Annotated in this window: 12 protein-coding genes; 3 read left to right on the top strand and 9 right to left on the bottom strand. The window is 73.0% G+C overall.

Features of this window, described 5'->3' with window-relative positions; genetic code table 11:
* Positions 1–42: 42 nt before the first annotated feature.
* Positions 43–822, top strand: coding sequence for an Fpg/Nei family DNA glycosylase (locus tag ACIQFY_RS11010; RefSeq protein ID WP_066657129.1), 780 nt, complete (start codon positions 43–45; stop codon positions 820–822).
* Positions 823–835: 13 nt separating this feature from the next.
* On the opposite strand, the gene ACIQFY_RS11015 is transcribed toward ACIQFY_RS11010, so the two are convergent.
* The 5 genes from ACIQFY_RS11015 to ACIQFY_RS11035 all read right to left on the bottom strand — a co-directional run bounded on the left by ACIQFY_RS11015 (position 836) and on the right by ACIQFY_RS11035 (position 7744).
* Positions 836–1333: a hypothetical protein gene (locus tag ACIQFY_RS11015; protein WP_400340035.1), complete on the bottom strand. Its 498-nt coding sequence runs from the start codon at positions 1331–1333 to the stop codon at positions 836–838.
* A gap of 122 nt (positions 1334–1455) precedes the next feature.
* Entirely contained in the window at positions 1456–3447 is a 1992-nt protein-coding gene (locus ACIQFY_RS11020) for a glycosyl hydrolase (protein WP_400340038.1), read from the bottom strand.
* Between the two features lie 84 nt (positions 3448–3531).
* Positions 3532–4272, bottom strand: a complete 741-nt coding sequence (locus ACIQFY_RS11025) for an HlyD family efflux transporter periplasmic adaptor subunit (RefSeq protein WP_066657136.1) — start codon at positions 4270–4272, stop codon at positions 3532–3534.
* Positions 4269–6221: a glycosyltransferase family 2 protein gene (locus ACIQFY_RS11030; RefSeq protein ID WP_400340041.1), complete on the bottom strand. Its 1953-nt coding sequence runs from the start codon at positions 6219–6221 to the stop codon at positions 4269–4271. The genes ACIQFY_RS11025 and ACIQFY_RS11030 overlap by 4 nt, the downstream gene beginning before the upstream one ends.
* A 488-nt stretch (positions 6222–6709) precedes the next feature.
* Positions 6710–7744 (bottom strand): aldo/keto reductase, encoded by a 1035-nt coding sequence (locus tag ACIQFY_RS11035; protein WP_251155178.1) that lies wholly within the window; start codon positions 7742–7744, stop codon positions 6710–6712.
* A gap of 132 nt (positions 7745–7876) precedes the next feature.
* On the opposite strand from ACIQFY_RS11035, the gene ACIQFY_RS11040 reads away from it, so the two are divergent.
* Positions 7877–8422 carry a TetR/AcrR family transcriptional regulator gene (locus ACIQFY_RS11040; RefSeq protein ID WP_400340043.1) on the top strand — a complete coding sequence of 182 codons (546 nt, stop codon included), beginning with the start codon at positions 7877–7879 and terminating at the stop codon, positions 8420–8422.
* Between the two features lie 56 nt (positions 8423–8478).
* On the opposite strand, the gene ACIQFY_RS11045 is transcribed toward ACIQFY_RS11040, so the two are convergent.
* Positions 8479–9399: a LysR family transcriptional regulator ArgP gene (locus tag ACIQFY_RS11045; protein WP_066657148.1), complete on the bottom strand. Its 921-nt coding sequence runs from the start codon at positions 9397–9399 to the stop codon at positions 8479–8481.
* 70 nt (positions 9400–9469) lie between these two features.
* On the opposite strand from ACIQFY_RS11045, the gene ACIQFY_RS11050 reads away from it, so the two are divergent.
* Positions 9470–10345 (top strand): LysE/ArgO family amino acid transporter, encoded by an 876-nt coding sequence (locus ACIQFY_RS11050; RefSeq protein ID WP_400340046.1) that lies wholly within the window; start codon positions 9470–9472, stop codon positions 10343–10345.
* A 197-nt stretch (positions 10346–10542) separates the two neighbouring features.
* Here ACIQFY_RS11050 and ACIQFY_RS11055 read toward each other — a convergent pair whose 3' ends face one another.
* The 3 genes from ACIQFY_RS11055 to ACIQFY_RS11065 all read right to left on the bottom strand — a co-directional run bounded on the left by ACIQFY_RS11055 (position 10543) and on the right by ACIQFY_RS11065 (position 14208).
* The gene (locus ACIQFY_RS11055) at positions 10543–12018 is read right to left on the bottom strand and encodes an APC family permease (RefSeq protein WP_400340049.1); all 1476 of its coding nucleotides are present in this window, start codon (positions 12016–12018) and stop codon (positions 10543–10545) included.
* A 377-nt stretch (positions 12019–12395) separates the two neighbouring features.
* Positions 12396–13268, bottom strand: coding sequence for a hypothetical protein (locus ACIQFY_RS11060; protein ID WP_081985143.1), 873 nt, complete (start codon positions 13266–13268; stop codon positions 12396–12398).
* An 82-nt stretch (positions 13269–13350) separates the two neighbouring features.
* Positions 13351–14208: an alpha/beta fold hydrolase gene (locus ACIQFY_RS11065; RefSeq protein WP_400340052.1), complete on the bottom strand. Its 858-nt coding sequence runs from the start codon at positions 14206–14208 to the stop codon at positions 13351–13353.
* Between the last annotated feature and the right edge of the window lie 42 nt (positions 14209–14250).

Consider the following 14250-nt stretch of genomic DNA (forward strand, 5'->3'; position numbering starts at 1 on the left):
ACGTGACACGGCCGACCGGACGAGCCGCAGCGGAGGTGTGCCGTGCCCGAGGGTGACACCGTCTTCCGCGCTGCCCGGCGCCTGCACACCGCGCTCGCGGGCAAGGTCCTGACCCGCTCGGACTTCCGCGTCCCCGCGTTCGCGACCCTCGACCTGGTCGGACGGACGGTCGACGAGGTCGTGCCCCGCGGCAAGCACCTGCTGCACCGCATCGGCGACGTGACCGTGCACTCGCACCTGAAGATGGAGGGCCGCTGGGACGTCTACGCGCCCGGGGAGCGGTGGCGACGGCCCGCGCACCAGGCCCGGGTCGTGCTCGACGCCGCGGACGTCTCGACCGTCGGGTTCACCCTCGGGGTGCTCGAGGTCGTCCCGCGCGACCAGGAGTCCGAGGTCGTCGGGCACCTCGGCCCCGACCTGCTCGGTCCCGACTGGGACGCCGACCGGGCGCTCGAGAACCTGACGGCGGACCCGGAGCGCCCGATCGGGCTCGCACTGCTCGACCAGCGCGTGCTGGCCGGACTCGGCAACGTGTACCGGAACGAGCTGTGCTTCCTGCGGGGTGTGCTGCCGACGCGACCCGTCGGACAGGTGCCGGACCCGGCGCGGGCGATCGCGCTGTCGCACCGGCTCATCACGATGAACCGTGACCGCAGCAACCGCGTCACGACGGGCGTCGACCGGCCCGGGCGCCGCTTCTGGGTCTACGGCCGCGCCGGCAAGCCCTGCCTGCGGTGCGGGACACCGGTGCGGCGGGGCGAGCTCGGCGACTCGGAGCTCACGCTGCGGGACACCTACTGGTGCCCGCGCTGCCAGACCTGAGCCGGGCCGGGGGTCAGCGGTCGGCGGCCTCGACGGCGCAGCTCTCGGCGCGCTTCGCGGCATCGGAGTCCGCGCTGAACGCGCTCGGTGCCGGCGACGCCGAGCGTGACTCGTCCGCGGTGGCGTCCTTCGCGGTCTGGTTCACGGCGTAGATCGTGCCGTCCCAGTCGTCGGCCGTCGGGTCGGTCTCCGTCGCCCAGATGGTCAGCTCGTCGTCGTTGGCGTCCTTGCTGTCCGACGGCACGATCGACGCGGCCAGGTACCAGCCACCGTCGCCCTCCGCCACGTTCGCGAAGTCCGTCGTGTCGTGCGGACCGACCGCGGTGCCGATCGCGTCCACGGCGTTGCTCGCGGCGACGGCGCACTCGGTCGACTGCGACTTCTGCTCGTCCCCGGGGACCTTGCCGACCGGGTCGATGTTCTGGGCACCGCCCGGGTCGCACGCCGTCAGGAGCAGGGCGAGGGTGGCAGCGCCGAGCAGCGCGGTGGCGGTCTTGGCTCGCGTGGTCATGCCGTGGACGGTAGGCCGCGGTCCCCGTGCAGGACCCCAGGGCGTCCGGGAAGCGAACGACGGGCGGCACGCGGTCGGTGGACCGTCGTGCCGCCCGTCGGGCTCGCGCGGGGGACGGGCCGCTACGCCCGACCCCGGGTCATGATCCACGCGAGCAGGTACGACCGCGTGTTCGCCGAGTCGATCACCGCGTCCGGCAGCCGTTCCGCGTCGCGCAGGGCTGCCGCCGCGTCGGCCTTCCCGCCGAGCGCCCGGTACATGAGCAGGTAGTCGCCGAACTGGACGTCGTAGCGACCGTCCGGCACGGCCTCGTCGAGCACCCGCCCGATCTGCTGCCGGCCGCCCGCGTCGACGTACTCCGCCGCCATCGCGGGCATCGGGATGAGCTCGATGCCCGCCGGCGCCGCGGCCGCCGCGCTGAACCACGTCGCGTGGTCGCGCTTGCCGCCCCAGGTCAGCGAGACGACCCGGTGCGTGAAGCCCGGGAACGCCGACAGGTCCGGGTCGAGCACGTCGCGCTGCGCCGAGGCGGCCTCGTTCGACAGCAGCCAGGTGCCGGTGGACTCGAGCGAGGTCGACCCGGACACGGCGCCCCAGCGGGCCAGGCCGTTCCACGCGGACACCGCCTCGGACGACGACTCCTGGTTGTTGCCGTCGGCGAAGGGCGAGTAACCGGACGCCCAGGAGTGCTGCGCGTACGGGTCGTAGACGCGGAGCGCGGGGAACGACTCCGTCGCGGTCGGCGAGGCGATGTCCGCGGCGACGAGGTCCGCGACGGTGCGCCACTTCCGCACGAGGGACGCGTCACCGTCGGCCACCATCGCAGCGGCGGACAGCACGTACCCGTAGTGGAAGTGGTGGTCGTTGAACTCGTCCGAGCCGAACGACGCCTCCTGGCCGACGAGCCCGTGGACCTCGGGGTCGTAGGCGAAGCACCGCGCGGTCCTCCCGCCGCAGCCCGCCGGGTCGAACCACTGGTCGAGCTCCGCGACGACGGACGTCTTCAGCGCCGCGGCCTGGTCGTCGAGCCCGAGCGCGACGGCGAGCCGGTACAGCGTGGCGACGCGGTACAGGTCCTTGCCGCCGCCGTACGAGTCGGCCGCGTACGACGAGGCGTCGACCCCGGCGGCGTCCTGCCGGACCTGTGCGGCCAGGGTGTCCCGCTGCCCGTCGGACAGGCCGGACAGGTCGAGCCGGTCGGACGGCTCGACGGTGTCGGCGTCGAAGCGCAGCGCCGTCCCGGTGCAGACCGGCGCGGGACCCGTCAGCGTCGCGACCCGCAGGTCGGTGCACGTCAGCCCGCGGGTGCCCTGGCCGGGCTGCGGCACGAGCACCCCGGCACCGCCGTCGAAGTCGTACGACAGCGTGGTGCGCTGGGACCCACCGGACGCGCTGCGCTCCAGCGACGAGCCGGAGAGCGGCCGTGCGGCCGCGACGAGCCGGGAGACCTCGGACGACGACGCGCCGTCCGGTGTCGGCAGGAGCACGACCGACCCGCCGCTGCGCAGGCGCACGCCGGACGCGGCGACCGAGCCGTCGCGCACGACGACCTGCCAGGTGCGGCCGCCGCCGGACATCGTCGCCGTGCCGTCGCCGGTCGGGTCGAGTGGCGAGGTGCCGGTCAGCGTCTGGTCGCGGTCGGCGGTGTAGGTCACGAGGGGCGACCCCTCGGCGACGACCGAGTGCCCGAGCACGGTGTCGCCGTCACGGTGCTCGACGGTCACCGACACCGCGTCGTACGCCGACACGAGCGTGCTCGTCGCGCCGAGGTCGAAGCCGACCTGCGGTACGGCGCCGCCGGCGATGGTCTTCTCGGTCGCGGTCACGTCGGGCAGTCCGGCTGCGAAGCCGTGGTCGGTGACCTGCCACGAGATCGGCGTCGGGAACACCGGCTGGGGTGCGTCGCCGAACACCAGGCCGGAGAACCACCGGTTCGTCGGCGGGGTCAGTCCCTCGGCCAGGCGCATCGTGCCCACCGTCGACGACGCGACGTCGCCCAGGGCGGCGACCGTGCGTGCCTGGGCCGCCGCGTCGGTCGGGGTGGCCGACGGGGTCGGGTGGTCCGTGCCTCCCGTCCCGGTGCACGCAGCGAGCAGCAGGGCGACGGACGTCACCAGGGGGACGACCAGGAGCGTCGACCGGGAGGCCCGGCGTGCGCCCGCAGGGCGGCGGCCGGGGTGCAGGTGGTGCCGCACCGGCTACAGCCCGATCTGGCGCGAGAAGTCGCGGACGGCGTCGGTGACGCCCGCCAGCGTGCCGTCGTCGCGCAGGTGCAGGGTCGCGTCGACGGGCGTCCCCGGGCTCGTGATGCCCGACGACGGCGAGGCCGACAGCTCGGGGCTCTCGACGTCGACGGTGGTCTTCGCCCGGCCGTCGTCGTTCGTCTCCACGCTGACGCTCTTCACGGTGCCGGTGATGGTGCGGTCGTCCGGCAGGCGGAGCTCGACCTCGGCACCGTTCCGGATGCGCCCGTAGTCGCGCGCGGTGACGGTGAACTCCGAGGTGACGAAGAGGCTGTCCTCCTTGTGGATGGTGCCGAGCTCGGAACCGGCCTGCACGTACCCACCGGTCTTCACGTCGATCTTCGCCACGGTGCCCGAGACCTCGGCCTTGAACGTGATGAAGCCGTCCTCGCCGATGTCGTACGCGCTCGTCTGCGTGTCCGCGCCGACGACGCCCTTCCGGATGTCCTGCGCCAGCTGCAGGCTCTGCACCTGCAGGAGCTTCTCGCCCTTGGTGACGGAGTCGCCCTCCTGGACGTACTCCTCGGTGACGGTCCCGCCGTAGTCGGTGCCGACGGCGTACTCCTGCGCGGCGATGGCGGCCGAGGTGCTCGCCACGGCGCTCTGGCGCTGGTTGAACACGAGGGTGCACGCGGCGACGATCACCAGGACGACGACGAGGCCGCCGAACAGTCGGAGTCGGTTGGTCCAGGTCATGCGCGGGGTCCGTCCTGCAGCTGCATCGCGACGCCGGCGATCGCGGCGCGCTGGGGTTCGAGGGTGTCGGGGCGGACGACGGTCGTCCGCACGGGGCTGACCGGGGCCTGCACCAGCGGTGCGGCCGGTCGGACGGCCTCGCCGCGAGCGCGCTGCCGGTCGGCCACGCGGTTGCGGGCCTGCTCGCGGAACGCCGCGACGATGAACGCGGCGAAGACCAGCGTGTTCGTGATGTTCCACGCGGTGGCGAGCGTGAACTGCCCGTTGCCGGTGTCCCGCCAGACCGCGACCACGCTGGTCAGGGTGAGGAACACGAAGACGAGCACCTGCGGCACGATGAAGTTGAACGGTGAGGGTGTCCGTCCGCGGCCGGCACCGGTGACGTGCCAGGCCTGCTCCTTGCCGCACAGCACGTTCCAGAGCGCGCTCGCGTAGATCGGGAAGGACACCGCCGCGAGCAGGAGCGTCTCGTAGCGGAACGAGCCGAGCGCGTAGAAGGCCAGCACCACCTGCATGAGGTAGAACCCGAGGTAGAACAGCACCCACTCGCCCGCACCGATCGACAGGTTCATCGGGCGGAGGTCGAAGAAGATCTCGAGCGGCGGCACGAGGAGCAGGAGCCCGGGGACGATGCCCGTCAGGTAGAAGCTCGCCGTCACCAGGTACTGCAGACGCTGGTCCATCGTCAGGCGGTGCTTCGGGTTGAACGGGAAGTGCGTCAGCAGGATCTCGAACCCGCCGGTCGCCCAGCGCAGCTGCTGCTTCGTGAAGCCCTCGATGGTCTCGGGTGCGTCTCCGACGGCGAGGGTCATCGGGATGAAGACCGACTTCCACCCGCGCTCGTGCAGCATCAGGCTGGTCCAGACGTCCTCGGACTTCGAGTCGGTGTGCATGCCGCCGATGTCGTCGATCGCGCTGCGGCGGAAGATGACGTTCGTGCCGACGCAGAACGCCGCGTTGAAGCGGTTCCGGCCGGGCTGGATGAACTTGTAGAAGACGGTCTGCATGTACCCGGCGCCGCGGGACACCAGGTTGTGCAGGTTGCCGTAGGTCTGGGGCGTCTGCACGAACGCGATGGTGTCGTCCGCGAAGAACGGCACGGTCTCGAACAGGAACTCCGGCTCCGGGACGAAGTCGGCGTCGAACACGGCGTAGTAGTCGCCCTTGGCGAGGGTCAGGGCGTGGTTGATGTTGCCGGCCTTGGCACCGTGCGACGACAGCCGGCGGACGTACCGCGCGCCGAGCCGGGCGGCGAGCGCCTGGACCTCGTCGCTCCGGCCGTCGTCGAGCACCCACGTGCGGTGCTCGCCGCGCATCGCGACCGCTGCCCGCACGGTGGCGGCGATCTTGGACAGTTCCTCGCCGTAGACGGTGATGAAGACGTCGACCTCGACCTGACGGCCCCGCACGTGCATCGGCCAGCGGTGCGGCTGGTCGGTGAGCCCGTCGCGCTCGATCGTGTCCCGGTCGAACAGGGTGTCCTGCGTGTGGTGGAACGCGAAGTCCCGGGGGTCGGCACCGCCGGACAGGATCGTCCACATCGACAGCAGCGCCTGGCCGACCAGCACGCTCTCCGCCACGATCACCAGGCCGTACGGCAGGAAGTCGCCGCGGTTCGCGGGGTCGAGCAGGAACACCGCGTAGGCCATCACGCCGAGGGTCGCGACGAGCACGATGAGCACCATGACGGGGCTGTGCGCGCGGCTCTCGGAGCGGGGGCGCACGTGCCCGACCTGCTCGGCCTGCCGGCGTCGACGGGCGCGCTCGCGGTCACGCGGGGTGAGCGGCTGGGGGAGCGGCTGCGGCGGGAGCGCCTGCTGCTGGAGCAATTCCGTCTGCTGCGGCGGGACGGGCCGGGCCGCATCCGGGGACTGCGGCTGGGCGCTCCGGCGGTACTGCGGGGTGCTGGCGTCCGGGCGTGCGCGACGGACGTCCGTTGGTGCGGACATGAGGATCTCCTGTCGGGTCGGGAGAAGCTCGCGGCCCGCAGGCAGGGACGCCGACGGGTCGCGAGACGGGCGTCGGCGACTGTGGCGACATGGGCCCGGACCGTCGGGATGGGTCCGGCTCGGCGAGGGACCAGGGATCCTGCGCCGGGGAGGTCGCGACCGAGGGTGCGGTCGCGGTGTTCGGTGTGTCGAGAGCGGTCGTGCGACGACGGCCCGTGCCGTCGGTCGAGTGCGACACTACGACCCGCTCGACGCGCTCGGGTGTCCGTCGTGTGAATCCCGCAGGACCCCGCTGCTTCTTGCGGTTTCCCGCATCACCGCGTTGCGGGATCGGGTGGGGCGCCACCACTCCCCTGCTCCCCGCCCCGCCGCTCCCCCGCTCTCTCGCTCTCTCGCTCTTTCGCGAGACGCAACGAGGGCGGCTGCTCGCAGCGGTACAGCGCTGCGAGTAACCGCCGGGGTTGCGTCCTGCGGAGGGCGAGGGGGCGTCAGGCGGCGGAGCGCTCGGCGGCCGGACGACGGCGGAGCTCGGGTCGCAGGAGCGCGGGCGGCTGGTACTGCTGGTCGAGCCGCGTGACGTCGGTGCCCGGCGGGACGATCGCGTCGATGCGGTCGAGCACCTCGTCGGAGAGCGCGACGTCCGCCGCCGCCAGCAGGTCGTCGAGTTGTTCCACCGACCGCGGCCCGATCAGCGCGCTCGTCACGCCGGGGTGGGCGATCGCGAACGCGAGGGCGAGGTGGGTGGTGGGGATGCCGGTCTCCTCGGCGAGGGCGACGACCTGCTCCACGGCGTCGATCCGCCGGTCGTCCTGGTCGTGGCGGAACATGCCCGCCCGCGACAGGTCGTTCTGCTGTCCCCGACGGAAGCGCCCGGTCAGCATGCCGCCGGCGAGCGGACTCCAGACCAGCGCTCCCATGCCGTAGCGCTGGGCGACCGGCAGGACCTCGCGCTCGATGCCCCGGCTGAGGATCGAGTAGGTCGGCTGCTCGGACCGGAAGCGCTCGAGACCGCGACGCTCGGAGGTCCACTGCGCCTCGACCTGCATCGATGCGGGGAAGTCCGACGAGCCGATCGCACGCACCTTGCCGCTCCGGACGAGGTCGGTGAGTGCGGACAGGGTCTCCTCGAGGTCCACGGTGTCGTCGGGGCGGTGCGCCTGGTAGAGGTCGATGTGGTCGGTCTGCAGGCGTCGGAGCGAGTCCTCGACCGCCGTGGTGATCCAGCGGCGGGAGTTGCCGCGCCGGTTCGGGTCGTCCCCCATCGGGCCGTTGAACTTCGTGGCGAGGACGACGTCGTCGCGCCGGCCCTTGATCGCCTTGCCGACGAGCACCTCGGACCCGCCCTGCGAGTAGCGGTCGGCGGTGTCGATGATGTTGATGCCGGCGTCGAGCGCGCGGTGCACGATGCGGATGGAGTCCTGCTCGTCGCCGTTGCCGATGCGACCGTCGGTGCCGAGCATCATGGCGCCGAGCGCGAAGGGGCTGACCTGGATGCCGGTGCGGCCGAGGGTGCGGTACTGCATTGTGTGCCTCCTGTCGGTGGCGTCCCGAGGCCGGTCGTCGTAGGCTGGCTCGAAGCGGAACGCTCTTCCGCAACGATACGGAAAGCTGTTCCGTTTCCGCAAGCCCTCACCGCGACCCCGTTCGGAGGAACCGTGCGCGCCGATGCCCGCCGCAATCTCGACGCCCTCGTCGATGCTGCCCGTCAGGTGTTCGCCGACCAGGGCGTCGACGCTCCCGCCAGGGTGATCGCCGACCTCGCCGGCGTCGGTGTCGGCACGCTGTACCGCCACTTCCCGCAGCGCTCCGACCTGGTGGTCGCGGTGTTCCAGCAGGCCGTCGAGGAGTGCGCCGACGCCGCCGCGGACCTCGCCGACCACCACGCGCCGGACGACGCCCTCGCGCTCTGGCTCCAGCGGTTCACCGGGTTCGTCGCGACGAAGCGCGGGCTCGCTGCGGCGCTCCAGTCCGGTGACCCGGCGTTCGAGGGACTGCACCCCTGGTTCATCGGTCGACTCGGCGGGGCGCTGACCGGACTGCTCGACGCGGCCTCGGCAGCGGGGACCATCCGCAACGACATCGACGCCACGCAGCTGCTCCGCGCGGTCGCCGACCTCTGCCACGGGGCGCCGACGACCGAGCAGAGCCAGCAGCTGGTCGGACTGCTCGTCGACGGGCTGCGCTGGCGGGCGACCGTCTGATCCGGCACCGCCGGCGGGGTCCGCAACCCGCTGGGCGGGGCGGAGAGCGTCCGCGGTCAGCCGGGCTGGTGCAGTCGCTCGTGCGCGGTCGCCCGCACGGCCTCGGTCACCCGTTCGAGCAGCGGTGACGCCAGGTTCCACCGCTGCCACCACAGCGCCACGTCCGCCCGACGCCCCGGCGTGAGCTCGACGAGTGCTCCGCTGCGCAGGCCGTCGAGGCACTGGGCCTCCGGCAGCATCCCCCACCCGAAGCCGAGCGACACCGCGCGCGCGAAGTCTGCCGACGTCGGGACGAAGTGCCGCGGCCCGCGAGGGGCGTGCCCGAGGACCCGGCGGAGGTACCCCTGCTGCAGGTCGTCGTCGCGGTCGTAGTCGACGAGCGGGACCGCGTCGAGCCGTGCGGTCATCTGCCGCTCGGACACCGCACCGGCGAGGTACCGGTCGACGAAGGCAGGCGCGGCGACGGCCCGGTAGCGGTCGACCCCGAGTGCCACCGACGAGCAGCCCTGCACCGGGTCGGCCTCGGCGGTGACCGCGGCCATCACGGTACCCGCACGGAGGAGCTCGGCGGTGCGGTCCTGGTCCTCGCGGTGCAGGTCGAACACGACCTCGGTGTCGGCTCGGACGAGCGCGAGTGCGTCGAGGAACCACGTGCCGAGCGTGTCCGCGTTCACGGCGAGCGGGATCGACGGCACGACGGGCGCGTCCGCATCCCCGACCGCGCCGAGCGCCCGGGCGGTCTCGTCCTCGAGGAGCCGGGCCTGCCGTGCGTGCCGGAGCACGACCGCACCGTCGGCGGTGGGCGCGACCGGCGTCGTCCGCTGGAGCAGCACCCGGCCGAGCTGCTGCTCCATCGCCTTGATGCGCTGCGACACCGCGGACGGGGTGATCGCGAGGGCGCGGGCCGCAGCGTCGAGCGTGCCGTGGTCGACGGCGGCGAGGAGCGTCTCGAGGTGGTCCCGCTGCAGACGGAGCATGCAGCAGAGCTTACGGACCTTCAGGAACGTGAGCTGGACTGCACCGGGGGTCGCTCCTACCGTCGAGACCGTGACCGTCCTCCTCCCCCTGTTCGCCGGCCTCGGCACCGGCCTCGCCCTGATCGTCGCGATCGGGGTGCAGAACGCGTACCTGCTCCGGCTCGCGGTCAGCGCCCCGGCGCGGGTCGTCGCCGCCGCGGTCGCCGTCTGTGCGGTGTCCGACGCGGTGCTCATCGTCGCCGGGGTGCTCGGCGTCGGGGTCGTCGTCGAGCGGTTCCCCGTCGCGCTCGTGGTGGTGCGGTTCGTGGGTGCGGCGTTCCTCGTGGTGTACGGGGTGCTCGCGGCCCGCCGGGCGTTCCGTCCCACCGGGGAGGCCATGGCCGTCGAGCAGGAGGCGGCGGACGACGGCGTGGTGGCGCCGACGACGGTCGCGCCCACGGCGGTCGCGGCGCCTGCGACGGCCTCGTCCGAGACGGCCGCGCAGGCGGCTGGTGACCCCGGACCGGCCGCGGGCCGAGCCGCGCGGCGGGCCGACGACACCGTCGTTCCCGACGGCGGGGGCGGGGCTGCGGGACGGAGCGCGGAGGAGCCTCCCGGCCGGACCACGACACCTGCGGTCGCGACACGAGTCGCCTCCGCAGCACGCGCCGTCCCGACCCTCGGTGCGGCGGTCGCGACGATGCTCGTGTTCACGTGGGCGAACCCGCACGTGTACCTCGACACCCTCGTGTTCCTCGGTTCGGTGGCGAACCAGCAGGGTGTCGACGACCGCTGGTGGTGGACCGTCGGCGCGGTCGCCGCGAGCTGCCTCTGGTTCGGCGCACTCGGGTTCGGGGGACGACTGCTCCGACCGCTGTTCGCGAAGCCGCTCACCTGGCGGGTCTTCGACGGGCTCGTCGCCGTCGTGATGCTGTCGTTCGGCGTCGCGCTCGCCGTCGGGGCGTAGCCGCCGCGGCGCGGGGCGTGCGGCATCCGGCACGGCGGGCGGCGGACGGCGGCGCGGGCGGCGGACGGCGGCGCGGGCGGCGGACGGCGGCGCGGGCTGCTCCGGCACAACCAGAAGCACCTCGCGCCACGGCGATCCGTGGCGCGAGGTGCTTCCCGTTGTGCGCGCGGCGAAGCCGCCGGCGAGGCCGCCGCCCGCTACTGCAGGCCCTTGCCCACCCGGCTGTTGCGTCGGCTGTAGCCGAAGTAGATCGCGAACCCGATCGCCAGCCAGGCGATGAAGCGCAGCCAGGTCTCGACCTCGAGGTTGAGCATGAGCCAGAAGCACAGCACCGCGGAGAGGATCGGCAGGACCGGCACCCACGGCACCCGGAAGGCTCGCGGTGCGTCCGGACGGGTCTTGCGCAGCACCACGATGCCGATCGACACGAGCACGAACGCCGAGAGCGTGCCGATGTTGATCATGCCCTCGAGGCGCTCGACGGCGGTGAACCCGGCGATGAACGCGACGACGACACCGGCGACGACCTGCACCCGCACCGGGGTCTGCGTCTTCGGGTTCGTCTTCGAGAACCAGCGGGGCAGCAGTCCGTCGCGGCTCATCGAGAAGACGATGCGGGACAGGCCGAGCAGCAGGACCATCACCACGGTGGTCAGGCCGATGAGCGAGCCGATCGCGATGATGCCCGCGGCCCACGGCAGTCCGACGATGTCGAAGGCGGAGGCGAGGGACGGCGCTTCCTCGTCGGCGAGCCGCTGGTAGGAGACCATGCCCGTGATGACGATGCTGACGCCGATGTAGAGCAGCGTGACGATGCCGAGGCCGATGAAGATGCCTCGGGGCAGGGTCTTCTGCGGGTTCTCGGTCTCCTCGGCGCTCGTCGCCACGACGTCGAAACCGATGAAGGCGAAGAACACGAGCGAGGCCGCGGCGAGCAGGCCGAACACGCCGTACTGCGCCGGGGCCTGACCGGTCACGAAGGACACGAGCGACTGCGTCAGGACGCCGCCCTCGGCGCCCTTCGACGCCTCGGCCGGCGGGACGAACGGGGTGAAGTTCGCGGCCTTGACGAAGAACGCCCCGGCGACGATGACGAAGACGACGATCGCGACCTTGATGACCGTGATGACGGCCGAGACCCGCGAGGACAGACGCGTGCCGAACGCGAGCAGCAGCGTGAAGACGCCGACGATGAGGACCGGGCCCCACGTGAAGCCGATCGGGCCGAGCTGGATCGTGTCGGGGAGGTCGATGCCGAAGACCCCGAACGCGGTGCTCAGGTAGATGCCCCAGTACTTCGCGATGACGGCGCTCGCGGTCAGGGTCTCGAGGATGAGGTCCCACCCGACGATCCACGCGAGCAGCTCGCCCATCGTGGCGTACGTGAACGTGTACGCGGAGCCGGCGACCGGGATGGTCGAGGCGAACTCGGCGTAGCACATGATCGCCAGGCCGCACGTGACGGCTGCGAGCAGGAACGAGATGATGACGCTCGGGCCGGCGAAGTTCGCGGCGGCGTTCGCGCCGACCGAGAAGATGCCGGCGCCGACGGCGACCGCGATGCCCATCGCGGCGATGTCGAACGTCTTGAGGGACCGCTTGAGCGAGCGGCCCTCCTCCTCGGAGTCGGCGAGGGAGGCCTCGATCGACTTGATGCGGAGCGGTGATGCCATGGGGGTTCCCGTCGAACGGCTGGCGATGGACCCCGTGAGGGTACTGGTGTACCACCCCGGCTCGCAAACGGTGTCGCCCCGGGACACGGGGCCAGCAGCACCAGCCGTCCGGACGGTGCGCGGCGCTGGCGTCCGGGCGAGGGCGGCACTGGCGTCCGGGCGAGACGGCGTGGGGTGCGAGACGACGGCGTCCCGGCGAGACGCCGTCGACGCGTCGAGACACCGCCGGATCCGGGACCGTCTCGAGGCACTCAGGGCGTCTGGTGCAGACGCCGGCGTCTCGGCACCCGGGCACCCGTGCAGACGCGGCATCGCGGCATCGACCTGGAGGCTCGGCGCGGGTCCGGCGCGGGAGGCCCGCCCGAACGCGGGGCGGCTCAGGCGCCGCGGCGCCAGTCGGCCAGGAAGCGCGCGCCCGCCTCGTCGTGGATCACGCCGTCGTCCGCGGTGAGCACCGGGTACGGCGTCGCCGGCACCCCGTCCGCCGGCCGGACGTCCACGTGCGCGACGTCGTGCCCGTTGGCGTGCAACCAGTCCGCCATGGCGTAGTCGCTACGAGAGTCGCCGACGGTCCGCCAGGTCACCGGCAGCTCCCCGTCCTGCGCGAGCAGCTCGAGGGCTCGCTCGGCACCCATGTCCTTGCCGGACCGGTCGGACTCGACGTCGGTGGAGATGATCGTCGGGTCGACGCGCCACTGCACCGCGCCGTCGGCGTCCGGTCGGACGTCGTCGAGCCGGCGGACACCGAGCCCGCGCCGCTCCAGCGCCGCCATCGCCTTCGCGTCGAACTCGGCCTGGCGGGCGAGGTACGCGGCGTTCGGCACCTCGACGCGCTGCTCGATCGAGACCATCGCGTGCTTCGTCTCGTCGAAGAACACCAGGTCGGCGTACTCGTCACGGACGAGGTCGCGCATCTCGTCGGCGAAGTCCCGCGGGAGCGCGAGGTCCTCGGCGATCACCAGGTCGCTCATCCCGCCCTCGTACTGCGGGCCGATCGAGCACCAGACGGCACCCTTCTCGCACACCGCGTGCACCCGGCCGCCCTCCGCGAGCCCTCCGGCGATCAGCGGACCGACGACCTGCTCGCGGATGAACGCGTCGCTGCGGCCGGTGTTGAAGACGATCGGGACGCCCTCGGCGGCGAGCGCGACGAGGTCCGCCACGATCGAGGGGATCGCGATCGTCCGGGTCACCGGGCTCGCGATGGGTCCGTCGACGTCGAGCAGCAGGCCGAGGCGGGGAGCAGTCACGCCACCATCCTCTCGCACCCGCGATGCCCACCCTCCCGCGTCGGCCGGTGACGACCGACCGCAGCGGCTCCGGGCGCGCACGTCACTCGGGCGCGGGCAGCCCGACGAACCGGTCGACCAGGTGCCGCAGCACCTTCGGCTCCGGCACGTGCCCCTGACCGGGGACGACGAGGTGCCGCGAGCCGGGCACCGCCTCGGCCAGCGCGACCGAGGCCTGCCGCATCCACTCGGCGCCGCCGTCGCCCGAGGCCACGAGCACCGGGACGCCGACCGACGCCGCCACCCGCTCGGGGACGGAGAGGCCGTTGAGCACCCGGACGTCCCGGGAGAGCACGTGTGCGTCGGCCAGGAGCGACCGCCACAGTCCGGGCTTCAGGCGCGCCGCGGTGATGTGCGGGATCGGGATGCCGAGCACGCGGGACAGGAAGGCCCGCACCGCCTGCGCCCGGCGTCCGGCCGCGACGTGCCCGTCGAGGAAGTCCGCGAACAGCACGTCGTCGCCCTGCGGGTCGACCGTGGCGCGGTACGGCGGCTCCCAGAGCACCGCGCGCCCGAACGGCACGCCGGCGGCGAGGCCACGCAGCACCACCCCTGCACCGACGCACCACCCCACCGCGTCGGCCGGGCCATCGACGGACGCCGCGACCGCCGCCAGGTCCTCGACCTCGCGCTCGACCGACCACGGCGCGGTGTCCCCGCTCGCACCCCGACCCCGCCGGTCGTAGGTGACGACACGGTAGCGGTCGCTGAGGGCCGCGACCATCCGGTCGACCGCCGGGCTGCCGTGGTGGTCCCAGGCGCCGCCGACCAGCACCAGGGCGGGCCCGGAGCCGCTCTCGGCGACCGCGAGCGGTGTGCCGTCCGCGGACACGACCGTGCGGTCGACGTGCGAGGGGTCCCCCGGCTGCTGTCCGGGCGGGGCGTGCTGGTCGGGGGGCATGGGTCCTTCCGAGGTGCGCGACGGCGCTGCGTCGGGTCCTGC

The organism is Curtobacterium sp. NPDC092190 (genome assembly GCF_044755625.1).
Lineage (GTDB): Bacteria > Actinomycetota > Actinomycetes > Actinomycetales > Microbacteriaceae > Curtobacterium.